At 32.5% G+C, this 14,964-nt stretch carries 16 protein-coding genes; 9 read left to right on the top strand and 7 right to left on the bottom strand.

The window, feature by feature from the left end; genetic code table 11:
• Positions 1-87: 87 nt before the first annotated feature.
• Positions 88-918: a cobalt ECF transporter T component CbiQ gene (gene cbiQ, locus IJL02_RS04585; RefSeq protein ID WP_292810558.1), complete on the top strand. Its 831-nt coding sequence runs from the start codon at positions 88-90 to the stop codon at positions 916-918.
• An 8-nt stretch (positions 919-926) separates the two neighbouring features.
• Positions 927-1,766, top strand: coding sequence for an energy-coupling factor ABC transporter ATP-binding protein (locus tag IJL02_RS04590; RefSeq protein WP_292810581.1), 840 nt, complete (start codon positions 927-929; stop codon positions 1,764-1,766).
• Here the strand turns inward: IJL02_RS04590 and IJL02_RS04595 are convergent.
• From IJL02_RS04595 to IJL02_RS04610, 4 genes are all read right to left on the bottom strand, one after another.
• Positions 1,763-1,963, bottom strand: a complete 201-nt coding sequence (locus IJL02_RS04595) for a hypothetical protein (RefSeq protein WP_292810600.1) — start codon at positions 1,961-1,963, stop codon at positions 1,763-1,765. The genes IJL02_RS04590 and IJL02_RS04595 overlap by 4 nt on opposite strands.
• Positions 1,964-2,014: 51 nt before the next feature.
• On the bottom strand, positions 2,015-2,245 hold the full coding sequence (locus IJL02_RS04600; protein ID WP_342765172.1) for a FeoA family protein: 231 nt from the start codon (positions 2,243-2,245) through the stop codon (positions 2,015-2,017).
• 153 nt (positions 2,246-2,398) lie between these two features.
• A complete protein-coding gene (gene feoB, locus IJL02_RS04605) occupies positions 2,399-4,453 on the bottom strand; it encodes a ferrous iron transport protein B (protein ID WP_292810614.1) in 2,055 nt (684 codons plus the stop codon).
• Positions 4,454-4,969: 516 nt separating this feature from the next.
• Complete coding sequence (locus tag IJL02_RS04610) at positions 4,970-5,473, bottom strand: hypothetical protein (RefSeq protein WP_292810625.1); 504 nt, start codon at positions 5,471-5,473, stop codon at positions 4,970-4,972.
• Between the two features lie 75 nt (positions 5,474-5,548).
• On the opposite strand from IJL02_RS04610, the gene IJL02_RS04615 reads away from it, so the two are divergent.
• The 4 genes from IJL02_RS04615 (at position 5,549) to IJL02_RS04630 (ending at position 8,386) form a co-directional block, all read left to right on the top strand.
• Positions 5,549-6,010, top strand: coding sequence for a MarR family winged helix-turn-helix transcriptional regulator (locus IJL02_RS04615; RefSeq protein ID WP_292810640.1), 462 nt, complete (start codon positions 5,549-5,551; stop codon positions 6,008-6,010).
• Positions 6,011-6,143: 133 nt separating this feature from the next.
• Complete coding sequence (locus IJL02_RS04620) at positions 6,144-7,397, top strand: tripartite tricarboxylate transporter permease (RefSeq protein ID WP_292810660.1); 1,254 nt, start codon at positions 6,144-6,146, stop codon at positions 7,395-7,397.
• Positions 7,398-7,405: 8 nt separating this feature from the next.
• Positions 7,406-8,095: a hypothetical protein gene (locus tag IJL02_RS04625; protein WP_292810672.1), complete on the top strand. Its 690-nt coding sequence runs from the start codon at positions 7,406-7,408 to the stop codon at positions 8,093-8,095.
• Between the two features lie 21 nt (positions 8,096-8,116).
• A complete protein-coding gene (locus tag IJL02_RS04630; RefSeq protein ID WP_292810678.1) occupies positions 8,117-8,386 on the top strand; it encodes a hypothetical protein in 270 nt (89 codons plus the stop codon).
• Here the strand turns inward: IJL02_RS04630 and IJL02_RS04635 are convergent.
• Positions 8,383-9,270 carry a 50S ribosomal protein L11 methyltransferase gene (locus IJL02_RS04635; RefSeq protein WP_292810691.1) on the bottom strand — a complete coding sequence of 296 codons (888 nt, stop codon included), beginning with the start codon at positions 9,268-9,270 and terminating at the stop codon, positions 8,383-8,385. The two genes, IJL02_RS04630 and IJL02_RS04635, sit on opposite strands and share 4 nt — an antisense overlap.
• Before the next feature lie 144 nt (positions 9,271-9,414).
• Here IJL02_RS04635 and IJL02_RS04640 point away from each other — a divergent pair, with 144 nt between their 5' ends.
• Both IJL02_RS04640 and IJL02_RS04645 read left to right on the top strand, forming a co-directional pair.
• Positions 9,415-10,839, top strand: coding sequence for a CpaF family protein (locus IJL02_RS04640; protein ID WP_292810708.1), 1,425 nt, complete (start codon positions 9,415-9,417; stop codon positions 10,837-10,839).
• The gene (locus IJL02_RS04645) at positions 10,840-11,745 is read left to right on the top strand and encodes a type II secretion system F family protein (protein ID WP_292810717.1); all 906 of its coding nucleotides are present in this window, start codon (positions 10,840-10,842) and stop codon (positions 11,743-11,745) included.
• Positions 11,746-11,767: 22 nt separating this feature from the next.
• Here the strand turns inward: IJL02_RS04645 and IJL02_RS04650 are convergent, their stop codons facing one another.
• Positions 11,768-12,487, bottom strand: coding sequence for a DUF4012 domain-containing protein (locus tag IJL02_RS04650; RefSeq protein ID WP_292810727.1), 720 nt, complete (start codon positions 12,485-12,487; stop codon positions 11,768-11,770).
• A 758-nt stretch (positions 12,488-13,245) separates the two neighbouring features.
• Here IJL02_RS04650 and IJL02_RS04655 point away from each other — a divergent pair.
• A complete protein-coding gene (locus tag IJL02_RS04655; protein ID WP_292810736.1) occupies positions 13,246-13,932 on the top strand; it encodes a TIGR00266 family protein in 687 nt (228 codons plus the stop codon).
• Positions 13,933-14,057: 125 nt separating this feature from the next.
• Here the strand turns inward: IJL02_RS04655 and IJL02_RS04660 are convergent, their stop codons facing one another.
• The gene (locus IJL02_RS04660; RefSeq protein ID WP_292810740.1) at positions 14,058-14,771 is read right to left on the bottom strand and encodes a DUF4013 domain-containing protein; all 714 of its coding nucleotides are present in this window, start codon (positions 14,769-14,771) and stop codon (positions 14,058-14,060) included.
• Positions 14,772-14,964: the final 193 nt, after the last annotated feature.

Raw genomic sequence — 14,964 nt, forward strand, 5'->3', positions numbered from 1 at the left:
TTTTTAAAAAGAAATTGAAATTAAATTAAAATTAAATGAGCAAAAAGTAATATAGTACTGTTTTTAATATTAAATTAGTGAATTCACATGGCTGACATAACACAGATAATGAGATTTGATGATTTGGCATCAAAAGAAAGCCCAATCCATAATCTGGAAGGGCGAATCAAATTAATTTCAACTTTATTAATCATAATTACATGTGTTGTATCAAAGGAACTTTTCATACCTATATTTTTAGAGATAATGTTACTTATTATCCTAAAAATAGCAAAATTATCATATATCGATTCATTTAAACGATTATTAATGTTGCTTCCATTTGGTGGAGCAATCATTGTATTTCAACCATTCATACAACCTGGAAATGTAATTTGGAGTTACTCCTGGTTACACATTACTGATTTTGGTCTCAATTGGGCGATATTGCTGTTAATCCGATTGATTGTCTCATTGACTGCAATCATCATATACTCGTCCACTACTCCCCTGCAGGAAATGGCAAGCTCATTTAGAAAACTGAAAATGCCTAGAGATTTAGCTATGATTCTATCGATTATGGTGAGATTCCTATTTCTGTTTGTTGATGAACTTGCAGCAATCAGGAAAAGCCAAAAGTCAAGGAATTTCAATATTCACTCCAAAAATGTGCCATATAAATGGGTTGTCAAACAAGTCGGTTATACTATTGGAATGATGTTTTTAAAAGCATATGAACAGGGAGAGAGAGTTCACAAAAGTATGGTGAGTCGTGGATTTTCAGATGCTTCAGAAATGTTTAACGAGAAAAAATCCCCTGAAAAAAGTGATTACATTTACTTAATCTCAATCATAATCATTATAATAATTTTAGAAATAATCCTATTCAAATATTCAGGACAATTAGGCTACTTCGGCCAGAACTTTTCAATTAACTAGGTGGGAAAATGACAGATATTCATTTAGAGACAAAAAATCTATCTTTCACATATCATGATGGAACAGAGGCTTTAAAAAATGTAAACATTCAGATTAAAAAAGGAGAAAAAATAGCTATTATGGGCCCCAATGGTGCGGGCAAATCAACACTGTTTTCTCATTTTAACGGATTAAGCGAACCAACATCAGGCCATGTTGAAATTGATGGTGAAAAGATTATTTTTGAGCGGGATGAACTTCTAAAAGTAAGACAGAAAGTAGGAATCGTATTCCAAGATCCAAACGACCAGTTATTTGCCCCTACCGTTAAAGAAGATGTTGCCTTCGGACCAATGAATTTAGGCTTAGATTACAGCGAAGTTGAAAGAAGAATTGCTGAATCATTGGAAATGGTGGGAATGAGTGGATTTGAAGATAAAACCCCACATCATTTAAGCGGAGGCCAGCAAAAAAGAGTAGCTATTGCAGGCATTGTAGCAATGAGACCTGAAATAATGATTTTAGATGAACCTACAGCAGGTCTTGACCCCGAAGGTGTTGACAAAGTTTTAGATATTCTAAATAAACTTAATGAAGAAGGAATGAGTATTGTTATTTCATCCCACGATATTGAAATGGTAAACGAATTTGCCGATAAAATCTTTGTATTATATGATGGAGAAATAATCGCTCAAGGAGATAAACACCAAATATTTTCCGATAAGGAATTGTTAAAAAAAGCTCATCTAAAAGCACCAGTTACTACTGAAATACTTTATAAATTAAAAGAAAATGGATTAAATGTGGATACTGAAAAATTAAGTATTGAAGAGGCGGTTGAGGAAATATTGAAAGCAACAAAAAATTAATTTGAAGCTTTTCTTCTGTTTCTTATTCTATCTTTAAGTTTTACAATAAACTCAAACTCATCATCAAGTTCCGGAGAGTTGGCAAAACCACAATTAGGACAGTGAATACTGTTACAACCATGCTTACCGCAACTGGAACATCCTCGATTTTCTAGGGCAGTTTCGTCAAATTCAAAACCACACATACGACATTTCATAATAACACCGCAAAAAAATTAGTTTAAAAAAAAATAATAAAAACATTGAAGTTATTCTACTTCAATATTTTTAGCTTCTTCTTTACGAAGACAAACATCATAACCTTTTACACTCATTTCAATAGGATCACCTAAAGTTGCAACTTTTTTAACTTTTATTTCTGCACCTTTAACAAATCCCATACCTAATAAGTGCCTTCTTAAATCCACATCCCCGGTTTCATGGTATTTTACCAAAGTTACTGTATCACCAGGTTTTACATCATTTAAGGTCTTCATAATATCACCCATATAATAAAATAAATTTTTAGGCATGCTAAAAATTATGTAATTAAAAATATGTTGTAAGTCATATATAAATATTTAGTCATGACTAAAAAAATAATAAAAAAATGAAGATTCATAATATATCTTCATTTTTGAATCGAAATTCATCTATCCAAATCCTGCTAAAAGACCGACATTGTATACTAAGAAGGATACAATGTATGCAGTAACTAATGTGATTGCAGACATTACTAACGGCCATTTAAACCCATTGGTTTCCTGTTTAATTGCACCTATGGCTGCGAAACATGGTATGTATAATAATGTGAATACCATGAATGAGAATGAAGATAAAGGAGTGAATAAATCATGGACCATAGCATTTCTTCCAGCTTCATCATCCTCTTCAATACCTGCTAATGTACCGAATGTAGATACAACAACCTCTTTTGCAACTAAACCAGTAAGAATCGCAATACCTGCTTGCCACATACCAAATCCAAGAGGAGCAAATATCGGTGAAATAGCACTACCAATGATACCTAAAATACTTTCAGCTGATCCGTATTCGACACCGAATGGTAAGCTGCTTAAAATCCAAATAACAATTGTTGCTCCAAGAATGATAGTTCCTGCTTTTCTAAGGAATCCTTTAGTTTTCTCCCAGGTATGTAATAAAACACCTTTTACAGATGGTATTTTATATGTTGGAAGTTCCATAACAAATGGAGCAGACATTCCTTTAAACATGGTTCTTTTAAGAATTGCAGCAACTATTAAAGCGACAATAATACCAATCACATACATTGCAGTTGTTACAATGGACTGTTGAGTGACAACAAACGGTCCGATTGCAAATACTGGAATTGCTGCGAAAAATACTGTAGTAAACATGGAATAAATTGGCATTCTTGCTGTACATGACATGAAAGGTATAAGCATCATTGCAAGAATACGGTCAGATTCATTTTCCATGGTTCTTGTTGCCATAATTGCCGGTACACCACATCCGAATCCTAAAATCATTGGAATGAATGCTTTACCGTGAAGACCAACAAGTTTATGCATTATTATGTCTAAAGTAAAAGCTGCTCTTGCCAAATATCCGCTGTCTTCTAAAATACTTAATAACAGGAACATAATAATAATTTGAGGCAAGAATACCAGTACACCACCTACACCACCTATAAGTCCATCACATACAAATGAAGCTAAAGTTGGATCAGCAATAGATGATGCCGCCCATTCTGTTAACATTTCAAACCCTATTTCAATTGCCTCACAAAATGGTCCTGAAATTGTGAATGTCAAATGGAACAATAGGAATATAACAATTAAAAATATAAATGGAGCTAAAAGCCTATTAGTTACAATTTTATCTATTTTATCAGTAGTAGTTTCCTTTTCAACAGCAGGCCTCTTAACGGCTTCAGCCATTAGCCCACCAATAAATGCATATCTTGCATTTGCAATAACTTCTTCCGCACCTTCCTTATAAACATCATGAAGGTGTTTTGCTACTTTATCAACTTCAATCATAATCTTTGATCCATTACTGGATTTTTGAACTTTATCGATTACAATTGAGTCTTTTTCTAATAATTTTACAGCAGTCCAAACTGATGGCACGTCCAATAAGTTATTATCCTTTTCAATTTCTGCTTGAATTTCAGCTAAATGACCTTTAATGTCATTTCCATAAGATAATTTTTCACTGGTATCAATTGGATTTTTAGATACTTTCTCTACAGTTGTCAATAGCTCTTCAAAACCATCTTTGTTTTTCGCATTAACTTCAACAACCGGAAATCCTAAAAGTTCACTCATCAACTTGATGTCAATGATATGGTCTTTTTTCTTTGCAAAATCATTCATGTTAAGAGCCATTACCAAATTGGCGCCAAGCTCCATCATCTGAACTGTTAAATATAAATTACGTTCTAAATTAGCAGCATCAACTACATTAATAATCACATCAGAATCATCATCTACAATGAAATCTCTTGAAACGATTTCTTCCATAGAATGAGCACTTAATGCATAGTTACCCGGTAAGTCCACAACATCATATTCATAATCACCATGTTTGAAACTACCTTCTGCCCTTTCGACAGTTTTTCCAGGCCAGTTTCCTACATGTTGGCGCATACCGGTTAATTGATTGAATAAAGTAGTTTTCCCTACGTTAGGGTTTCCTGCTAATCCTACAATTAATTTTGTCATCAACCATTCTCCCGTTTTTAATTAACTTTAATAGACCATTTTAAAAAAAATGATCTTATACTAAAAAAATTTTTAGTTTAAGTATAACAATAACAAAAATTAGGTTAACCTAAACATGAATTTATTTAAGATTTTTATATTATATAAAGATTTAGGCATACCAAATAATAACCTTTATATATTAAAATATACTAACTGTTATATAACACACGTTATTTATTTATAAATATGTATGTTTAAAATTTAGGCATGCCTAAAAAAATAGAAACCTTTATATACTATGACAACCAACTTTAATACAAGTGACATATATTTAGGCACGCCTAAATATTTCACTTCAACAAAACATATTATTAGTCAATAATAATACAATCTCCAAAAACAAAACATATATATTAAATTAGCTTTTCACAATTTTCTAATTTAATATCGGAAAATTATCTGCCAAAAATTTTCCAAAAATACAAGTCGGGTGTTTATAACTCTCCAATAATAAACACCTAAAATCTATTTTTTTTAATATCCTTCGCCGTCGTAATTAGATGCGTCGTCGTAAATTTCTTCATCCCAATAATTATATTCAATATAATCATCAATTTGCTGATTTAATCCCCAGTGATGATTCTCGTAATAATTATACGGATCAAAGCCTGAACTTGTGCTGGTAAGGGTTACATATTTAGTTGCAGAAGCTGATTTATATTTGCTGTCACCCTTGAATTTGACTTTAACAGTATAGCTTCCCACATCATACTTTACGCGAATTCCTTTGCCGCTATATGATTTATATTCCCATTTGTAATTGCCCTGTGAGTCAGTAATAGTATAGTTGATTTTTCCGTTGCTTTTAATTTCTTTACCTTTACTGTCAACAAGTTTAATTATAATTACACCTTTGTTGTTCATCCACTTATCTGTGGATATTTTAACATTCACACTTTCTTTTGCACAAACGGGACCTGAAAGCAATAATAAACAAATCCCCACAATAGCTAAAATGATGATGATTCTTTTTTTCATGATATTCCACCTCAGGTTATGTGTATAATATGTTACAACCAATATTTAAATATTAATTTTTATAAATTGATTATTATGATTGAATACGACGATATAATTAATGATTCACCATTTTTAGTCAACCATTTAATTACATTAAGTAAAACCCATGACTTTTTCATCAACAAACACATCAAAAACAATACAGAAATCCTGCCAAGTCAATACTACATGCTTCTGTTTTTATACTATGAAATGGGAACCAACCAATCAGATATCGCAAAGGCTTGCCTAATGGATCGAAGTGGAGTTTCAAGAGCATTTAAGGACTTCGAAGAAAAAGGATTAATCACACGTGAGATTGATGAAAACAATAAACGCGCATATAAAATCACATTGACAAAAAAAGGAATTGAAACATCCGAGTTTTTAATTGAAAAAGAAAAAGAATGGGACGATATGATTTGTGAGGAACTGGATATCTCCCGGAATGATTTACTCAAATTATTAACAAGAATTTCAATGAAATCACTTGAATTCAACAGAACCCAGTTTTAGACGACCAACCACACCAAATCAATTTTTCATAACCAAAACAATTTTTCGTACTTGCTTCAATTTTACTAAAACACCTAAATTTTATCTTATTGCTTCAACAAACTTTAAATTATAGTTTAAATAATTAATAGCTATGATAGAATTAGTTATTGCTTGTTTTATAGGTATATTAATCGGAACAACTACAGGAATGGTGCCAGGAATACATGTTAACACTGCTGGAGCAATATTGTTTGCATCATCAACTTTTCTTTTAGGATTTCTCACACCGGAATTTATATGCATAATAATGGTTTCGATGTCAATAGCTCATGCACTGATTGAATTTGTTCCGTCAATGCTTTTGGGAGTCCCTCAGGAAGGAACCGCAACTTCAATTCTTCCGGGCCACAGAATGGTTCTGCAGGGAAGATCCAAAGAGGTCATAAGAATCGTATCTGTCGGAGGCTTTGGAGCAATTCTTGTTACAATAGTGATGCTTCCGATATTTGCATTGGCATTGCCAATACTTCATGACATTTCAAAACCATATACCTGGATTATTCTTCTTGTTGCATCAATATATCTGACCTACAGTTTAACCGGAACCCGTAGAGACTTTCTGTGGTCCCTGCTTCTGTTTGTGCTTTCGGGAATACTGGGCTGGATTATTTTCCAGACCCCAATTTCCTCAGGAGTTAGTCTGATGTGCACATTTTCAGGGCTTTTCGGAATAAGTACAATACTTTTCAGCTTAAACGATTCCTCGACAATTCCCCATCAGAATCCATTTTATGAGCTTGATTTGGATTTTGGCAAGTTCAAAAGCATTTTTGCTGGCGGAATAACCGGAGCCATCCTGGGTTTTCTTCCAGGTTTCGGACCTGCACAGGGAACCGTAATAGCCCAGGCTGCAAGTGGTACAAACGATAACGATGATGACGATACTGTGAATTTTCTTTTGGCCACATCCGGACTGAATGTTTCTGACTGTCTTTTTTCCTTAATAGCAATTTACATCATAGGAAATCCCAGAAGCGGAATTGCTGTTTATATGTCCTACCTGATTTCCGAGATGACATTAAACCATTTGGCTATATTCATCTTTGCATCATTGATTGCTGTTTCTATTTCGTTAGTATTATCTTTAAAACTTGGAGATTCTTTTTCTAGATTGATGGGTGGTGTTGATTATAGAAAACTGTCAATTGGAGTGATTTTGCTTCAGATTGTGATATTATACATTTTTATTTTCTATTATCAGGCCCCACTCGGCTATATGACGCTGGCTTTGATAACATCAACAGCCCTCGGAATGCTTCCCCACTACATTGGTGTTGGAAAATCACATCTGATGGGCGTTTTGATAATTCCAGCCATTGTCATTTATATGCAGATGTTTATTTAGGTGATAAAATGACCAATACATTATTAGATGAATTTAAAAAATATGAAATGCTTAAAAATAAAGAAATAAAACTTGAAAAATCAAGAGTTTTAAGTCCAACTCTAGCACTACCATTAATTTGCAGTGAACTTGCGGAGATAGATAATTTCGATTCAGTATTAATAATCGAAAATAAAAATCCAAATGAAGATTTCGAAGAAAAATTGTTTAGCATTTTAAATGTCCCAAAATACAATAAGAATTTATTGTTTTTTGTTTTACATGAATTAAGAAACAATATTTATGACCATTCAGAATTTAGTAAAGGATTTGTTATGGGAAAATCGTACAGCAAATATAGTGAAGTTGGATTCATAGATAATGGAATAACCATACCAAACTGCCTAAAACATGCTGATTATTCATTTGAAAATGATTGTGATGCTATACTTAAAGCAATTAATGGATTATCAACAAAAAAAGAGGTTGGCTTTGTTGAAAGAGGAACCGGACTAAACAATACAATCAACATTGTTAGAAATGGATGTTCCGGTTGCATTCTTATTGCATCTGGCAACGGTTTAATTTCCATTGACTCAGAAAATATTCACATGAGAGATATTTCAAAAAATCCTCTTAAAGGTACACTAGTGAGTTTAAAAATGGATTTAACAAAAAAAGTAGATATCTATAATTATTTAAATCCGATAAAATTATAAATAATAACAGTACGTGGTAATATGGTAAAACAAGAAATTATTTTAAAAGATGAGTTTGGGAAAAATTTAGGGCTAAGACACCAACTGGAAGAATTTTTTAATAATATTGATGAAAATATAACAGAAATTGTTATGAATTTTGAAGGCGTCGAGTTCATGGGCCGCAGTTTTGCCCAAGAATACATTAATCAGAAACATAATGCATCTTTTAAAATTTCAGAAAAAAATGTTCCGGAAGACGTCCAAAAACTGTTCGATATAATTTTAGAACAAAATAAGAAAAATAGCTAGATAATTACCACATTATCTGCTATTTCATTAGCTTTTTGTGTAACTTGTGAAATATCAGCCTGCGGAAATGCATCAATCACACACAAGTCAACAGGACCTACATCCAAATCTTCAAAGGCTTCCTGATGTATTTCAAACCCGCCACCAATATCATTAATATCCAAATTATTCTTTAACGCCTCAATCATTTCAGGATTTATGTCATTAAAAATTACCTTTTCAAATCCTAATTTAAGCAGATAAATTCCTAATGCTCCTAAACCGCACATTGCATCGATTGCAACACCTTTTTTAATGTCATTGTTTTTAATGTAGTTATGAAGACGTACCAGCTTATCTTCGGTTGTTACTGCCACTTCAATATGGTGTTTAGCCTGATTTTTAACCAATACCAATTTTTCGCCAAGCAGAGTTCTCATTACGTTAATCTGTGTGTCATCACCTTCAAGAATTTCAAAGTGATTAATCTCGGAATCTTTGTCTAACTGGCCTGCAAGATTTTGGGGACTTCCCTTCAAAACGCATTTGACTTCAGGAACTTCACTGATTAATTTTAAAGCCACATCTTTTGTAAAATCCTGATGAAGCAGAATCAATGTATTTTTATTAATGAATTGAGGATTCAAATTGCTGAAATAAAAATCAGACAATGGAACCGGAGAATTGCGCCTAAGAGTTGCCTTTTCAGGTACAATTTCATATTCTATCATGATTTTTAGAATATGGCTCATGACAATGTCAAGAGGTCTTTTGCCACAGCCACACCTCATATAATCCCCATCATAATCGTCAAAATTTATTAAATCCCTAAGTGGAGAAAACTTCTTAATTTGAATATCCTGGCAGTTTTCACACCCATCAAGCGAATTAATTTTTTCATCCAAATCAATGATAATATCACCCTAAAAATCTTTTTTCAATACAATATTGATTTAAATCCATTATTATGCTTTCGAAAGTAATAAAAAATATATAAATTAGTATTACTAATCTAAAAACATCTAAAAAATCCCCCAAAGGTGAAAAATATGAGCAATAATGAGATTATACCACAATATGACGTTGTCAGACAGGATTACACTCAAAAGGAAAAAGTTCTCTTGGGAGAACTTCGTGAAAATCTGGTTGATTTAGCTATATCATCAGGTGAAAATTACCAGCCAAACGAAGATAAGCTTCTAAATGACATCAGGACCTTTTTATTTGCAAGGTTAACCGGCGAAGGTGAAAAAATATCAACTGAATATTTGGATAAATTATCCTATAAAATATTAAGAGATTTGATAGGTTATGGAGAAATCGATTCCCTAATCCAGGATGATGATTTGGAAGAGATAATGATTAACGGAATTGACAAACCTGTATTTGTGTATCACAGACAATACGGAATGATGAAGACAAATATCAAATTCAGTGATGAAAAGGAACTGATGGATTTGATTGATGCCATTGCAAGACAAATCAACAGAAGAATTGACCAGGAAACACCAATCCTGGATGGAAGGCTAATGGACGGATCACGTATAAACGCAACCATACCTCCCGCATCAGCCGACGGTCCGTCACTTACCATCCGGAAATTCAAAAAAGACCCATTAACCATAATAGATTTAATAAATTCTAAAACAATTTCCATTGAACTTGCTGCATTTTTATGGCTGTGTTTTGACGGCCTGGGCGTGAAATCAGCAAATGCAATTATTTCCGGAGGAACAAGTTCAGGAAAAACAACCACATTAAATGCTCTTTGTGCATTTATAAATCCAAAAGAAAGAATCATAACAATTGAAGACACATTAGAGCTACAGATTCCTCATGAACATGTAATCAGAATGGAGACAAAACCGGCAAACGTTGAAAACAAAGGCGAACTGACCATGAATGATCTTGTAAAAAACTCCTTAAGGCAGCGCCCAGACAGAATAATCGTAGGAGAAGTAAGAGCTGATGAAGCCATTACTCTTTTTACTGCATTAAATACTGGACATTCCGGTTTTGGAACTCTGCACTCAAATGATGCAAGAGAAACAATTACAAGGCTTACAAATGAACCTATGTCAGTTCCCGAAATAATGATTCAAGCTATTGACTTTATAATTATGCAGAACAGAATCTACACTTCAACAGGAGTATCCTACAGGAGAATCAGTGAAGTGGCTGAAGTTGTTGGAATTGAAGAAGGAGTTGTCCAGTTGAATAAGATTTTTGAATGGAATCCTGAAACCGACAGAATTGAAAATGTCAGCATTTCAAGCAAAGTCCTATCACAAATCGCAAATCTAAGCGGAACCACATTAAATGAAATCCACAGGGAAATTGAAAATAGGGAAACCGTGCTGACACACATGGTAAAACATGATATCCGTGCAGTAGATGATGTGAAAACAATTCTGGACTTATACTACAAAGACAGCCAGAAAGTTCTAAACAGAATAATGCTCGCAGGTGAGTGAATGTTAAACAGATTTTTTATATTAATAGGGACAATCGTACTTTCCACAATTTCCTTTTTTAAAAATATTTCATTTAAAGACAAATCACTGAAAAAAGAGTCGGATAACGATACTGTAACTTCTATATTTTCAAGACTGGATTTTGAAAAAAAGCAAACTACAAAAGACGAGGATAGAATTGATAAATTAAGAGAATTTCTAATCCCCATAATGCTTAAAAAGACTTCAATAAAGATTATGATAGCTTTATGTATTATATTGTTAATTGTATTGCCTTTAGAGATAAGTGGAATGTTTTTAACAATACTGTGCATGGTTTACATCTTTTTAATTTATTATCCTAAAATCAAACAGCAAAAAAGCTATTCAGATTTAAATCAGGAGCTTCCATATGCATTAAGACATATGGGAATCGAATTGAAATCCGGAAAAGGACTTCACGATACATTGATAACAATCAGGGATGCCAACTACGGCACATTATCAAAAGAGATTAAAAGAGTTTTAGAAGAGATTAAATTCGGAAAATCAACGGAAGATGCACTTTTGGAGATGTCTGAGAGGATAAATTCGGAAGGACTTCAAAGAGCCATACAGCAGATCATAGGTACTTTAAGGGTTGGTGGAAACTTAGCCAACAGCCTTGACATCATTGCAAAAGACATTTCCTTTGAAATGCAAATAAAATTGAAAGAATATGCCCAAAGATTAAACTCATTTATTCTAATATATACATTTATAGCTATTTTGGCTCCAGTAATTACTTTGATAATGTTGATGGCAGGTTCGACAGTAATGGGAGACGTAATATCCTCAGGATTATTATTAATAATTTATTCCCTATTTTTCCCGATGATTGTGATGTTTATGGGAGTGTTTATAAAACGGCTAGAGCCTAAAGTCTAAAAAAAGAAAAAATAAAAAGGAATTAACCGAAGAAGGTTTCAATTCCTTTTGATGCTAACAGACCTACGAAAGCACCTTGTTCATCCATTATAATATTTCCTTTGGAGTATTGGTCAATTGCCGCATTAATCATGGCAGTTTTTACTTCAGGATCTTTAGCAGCAGTTGCAGCAGCTTTTACAATTTCAAGCACAGCATCTCCCCTAGAGACTCCATTGCCCCAATCTTCTTCACGGATGAAGTCAATACCGCTTACTTGCATTTGACTTCCATTTATTTCCAATGGGCCTGCAGCTGAAAGAACAGCATCCAATGCTTCAGTATTTACGGCCACAACGGAATCAATTTTTTTATTGGTATTGTATTCAACAATTTCTTTTGCATATCTCATTCCAACAGAATTATCTGAATCCCAAAATGCATCGTGAAGAAGCAACCTGGAACCTGCACCCTGAGATTGTGCTTCAGCAGGTTCTGATGCTGTAGGGTGAGTCATTCCGCCAGGATAAATTGCAGTATAATTTTTTAAAGTACCGTTATCCAAGTGAACAATAAAAGCCATGTCACAAGCACCCATACCCGGCCTTTGTTCACTTTCATCAATAGCACATACAAGGATATTTTTATCTCCTTCGGTAAGTTCAGAATTGCTTCCAAGGAACAGCGCACCACCGATGATTGCAACAAGACCTATGAGAACGACAATCAAAATAATTATTATCAGTTTTCTAGTCCTATCCATAATTCCTACCTACTATAAACTTATTTAAACTAAATGATAATATCTAGTTTATAATACTTAAATATTGTTAAATTGAAAAAAAGAAAGATTTATTTAAAAAATTGAAAATTCAATGACAATTACACCCAAAAAAGAAACACCATAATTTTTTAAGAATACTTTTCTTCTCTTTGGTTTCATCTTTAACTTCACAACATTTTGCTTTCTTTACATTATTTGCCATAAAATCACCATTTTAAAATGAGTATAGGATAGGTGAAATTAAATATGGATTTCATATTTAATTTCGTGAGAGTAGTTATATGCTTCACCAAATTAGAAAGAGAGTTAAACTAATTCAGTGAATTGGAGTAAGTAATTTGGTTTAACCAAAATACAACAGTAATCAAAATTAGATTTTTAGGTAGACCTAATTTTTATCACTATACATAATGTTATATGAAGCAGTATATAAATGTTTCTGAATTTTTAGGTTAACCTAAAATTATGGTTTTGAGATTAACACATGAAAACCATGAAAATATCTTCCATTTCTGACTTGAAAAAACAGGGAAATTCCCCACAAAAATGTTAAATAAATAATTAATATAAATATTAATTAAAAAATAATCAATTTAATGACACAAACAACACTATCAATATTTTCCACAATCTTATCTGCCAGTTTTACAGATATAATAAAAAAATATTGTTAGTGCAAACATCATGTTTTTCTTTATAGAGAAACTGTTTATTTGTAAGAATACAGGTGATTAAAAATGGAATATGAAATAAGCGGAGGTTCTTTTCCTACTGTAATTTGTACATTGCAAAAAGGAGAAACCATGAAAGATGAAAGCGGTGCTATGGCATTTATGACATCAGATATTAAAATGGACACCAATACTGGAGGAGGTCTTCTAAAAGGTCTTGGAAGAGCATTATCTGGAGATACAATATTTTTAAATTTCTTTACTGCACAATCAGACAACCAAAAAATTGCATTTTCTGCATGCTATCCTGGAAAAATTATTCCTATAAGATTGACCGGATCAAACACTATCATCGGTGAGAAAAACGCATTTTTAGCAGCAGAGGAAAGTGTTGATATTGACATCTACTTCAAAAAGAGTTTTGGAGTAGGAATATTCGGTGGAGAAGGTTTCATTCTCCAAAAATTCACCGGAACCGGAATGGTATTTTTAGAAATTGACGGCGAAGTAATTGAACACGACCTGCAGCCAGGCGAATATTTGCTTGTAAATCAAGGACATATTGCCGCAATGGAAGATACCGTTGGATTTGATATTGAAAGGGTTAAAGGTGCAAAAAACATGTTATTTGGTGGAGAGGGACTGTTTTTCACCAGATTGACCGGACCTGGAAAAGTTTGGATACAAACCATGCCAGTTAGTAAATTGGCTGATGCAATAATTCCATACTTACCAGAACGCACAAAAGATTAATTTAAAAGAGTTTATTTTAAATATAAACTTTTTTTATTATTTTATTTTAAAATCAGAAAAAATATTATAATTAAAAAATTTCAATGAGATTTTTAGTTTAAAAAAAAAGAAAAAAAGTAGGTTAATTATGCATCAGAGTATAATAACCCAATAGCTCTTTGAGCAAAGAATACAGCATATACAGAGAAGATACCTAATAAAATTCCACCAATTACATTATTTAAGTTATTAATTAATCCAATAATTAATGCAATAACAAAGATAATTACAAATATTGCAATAATAGTTATGATGAGTTTTCCGATACCAACTCTAGAAATATCTCCAATAGCTTCACCAATTGCTAATGCGTCACCTAAATTCTCAGTTTTAGCTAATCTACAAGTTCCCATAAATGCTGCTAAAGAGAATACAATTGCTACAATGAATACTATTGCTAATGTAAGAATACCTCTTCCTAATAATAACATTAAAATTACTCCAACAATTACTGGAATAATGTAATATACAATACGTACGATAAGCAATTTGATAGCATTTACAACTTGTCTTACAACATCGATTCCAGGTGCACCAGGATCTCTGTTAATACCATATTTTACAATATCTAACTCATAACCCATAATTAATAAAAGAGCAATTATTGAAATAATAGTCCCTATAATTCCAGTAAAACCGGTCAAGAGTGCATTATGAGATTGAGTACCAGTAGCTATGCCCACTAAAGTACCGCCTAAAGCAATACCTGCAATAACACCTAAAATAACATATACAATCAACGCTTTAATATTGTTAAATGGATATACTAAAGCATCTGAAATAATTTCTCCTATTTCCATATTATTCACCTTTAATCTAAATTAAAAAAACACTCTATTTTAGAGCATATAGATGTTTCTTTTCATAACCATATATAAATATTATTAAAAGTCAGTTTATGTAAGAAACTAAAAAATATCAACTTTATAACAAATATTTGAGAGCGTTTATTACCATCTGCAATGTAAATATTTCAAACATTACACCAAAAAA

The organism is Methanobrevibacter sp., from assembly GCF_017427765.1.
GTDB lineage: Archaea > Methanobacteriota > Methanobacteria > Methanobacteriales > Methanobacteriaceae > Methanocatella.

Excerpts from the sequence above, each read along its gene's own strand:
- cbiQ (WP_292810558.1), top strand. The coding sequence starts at position 88 with ATGGCTGACATAACACAGATAATGAGATTTGATGATTTGGCATCAAAA.
- IJL02_RS04590 (WP_292810581.1), top strand. The coding sequence starts at position 927 with ATGACAGATATTCATTTAGAGACAAAAAATCTATCTTTCACATATCAT.
- IJL02_RS04595 (WP_292810600.1), bottom strand. The coding sequence starts at position 1,963 with ATGAAATGTCGTATGTGTGGTTTTGAATTTGACGAAACTGCCCTAGAA.
- feoB (WP_292810614.1), bottom strand. The coding sequence starts at position 4,453 with ATGACAAAATTAATTGTAGGATTAGCAGGAAACCCTAACGTAGGGAAA.
- IJL02_RS04610 (WP_292810625.1), bottom strand. The coding sequence starts at position 5,473 with ATGAAAAAAAGAATCATCATCATTTTAGCTATTGTGGGGATTTGTTTA.
- IJL02_RS04615 (WP_292810640.1), top strand. The coding sequence starts at position 5,549 with ATGATTGAATACGACGATATAATTAATGATTCACCATTTTTAGTCAAC.
- IJL02_RS04620 (WP_292810660.1), top strand. The coding sequence starts at position 6,144 with ATGATAGAATTAGTTATTGCTTGTTTTATAGGTATATTAATCGGAACA.
- IJL02_RS04625 (WP_292810672.1), top strand. The coding sequence starts at position 7,406 with ATGACCAATACATTATTAGATGAATTTAAAAAATATGAAATGCTTAAA.
- IJL02_RS04630 (WP_292810678.1), top strand. The coding sequence starts at position 8,117 with ATGGTAAAACAAGAAATTATTTTAAAAGATGAGTTTGGGAAAAATTTA.
- IJL02_RS04640 (WP_292810708.1), top strand. The coding sequence starts at position 9,415 with ATGAGCAATAATGAGATTATACCACAATATGACGTTGTCAGACAGGAT.
- IJL02_RS04645 (WP_292810717.1), top strand. The coding sequence starts at position 10,840 with ATGTTAAACAGATTTTTTATATTAATAGGGACAATCGTACTTTCCACA.
- IJL02_RS04650 (WP_292810727.1), bottom strand. The coding sequence starts at position 12,487 with ATGGATAGGACTAGAAAACTGATAATAATTATTTTGATTGTCGTTCTC.
- IJL02_RS04655 (WP_292810736.1), top strand. The coding sequence starts at position 13,246 with ATGGAATATGAAATAAGCGGAGGTTCTTTTCCTACTGTAATTTGTACA.
- IJL02_RS04660 (WP_292810740.1), bottom strand. The coding sequence starts at position 14,771 with ATGGAAATAGGAGAAATTATTTCAGATGCTTTAGTATATCCATTTAAC.